Below are 553 nucleotides of genomic sequence, written 5' to 3'. Positions count from 1 at the left end.
GGCCCGCCGGCCTGCGTCGTCGAAGCGGTTTGACTGTCAATGACGGCAGCCGTCGGTGTCGGCTTGCGCCCAAGTTCCTGCCGCGCTTTGCGCACCAACGCTCGAACGATCATGTGCCACCTGCCACTATCGCGCCACGCATAATAGTAGCCCTGGACCGTCGAGTACGGCGGGAACTCGCTCGGCAGGGCCCGCCACTGGCAGCCGGTGGACAGAATGTAGAAGATCGCCTGCACCACCTCGCGCAAATTGACCTGCCGTGGTCGCCCGAGACGCCGTCGTCGCGGCATCTTCCCGGCAATCAGCGCCCACTCCGCATCAGTCAGATCGCTTGTGTAACGCAGCCCGCTGCGTTGATACTGGAGACGAGTGATTTCGGTCCAGGCATCGTGCCCTCCCTCGAATCTTCGCAAATCCGAAGGAATCACAGCCCGCCGAGATCACTCACTCCTTATTTTCGGTTAGGCTCTTAGGAGAAAAGCCCGCACACCCCTCGGGAGCAGCCCATGGAGAGTGCGGGCATTCCCGACTTAGCCGTGGCTCACAATCCCGA

At 62.0% G+C, this 553-nt stretch carries 1 protein-coding gene; it reads right to left on the bottom strand.

Annotated features, from left to right (window positions below):
* Positions 1-413 (bottom strand): transposase (locus tag SO139_RS46385; protein ID WP_449384727.1); only part of this gene is annotated, 413 nt, incomplete at its 3' end.
* Positions 414-553 lie beyond the last annotated feature (140 nt).

The organism is Bradyrhizobium sp. UFLA05-89, assembly GCF_059803475.1.
The sequence above is the reverse complement of the archived record's forward strand: the minus strand, read 5'-3'. Positions and strand labels throughout refer to the sequence as shown.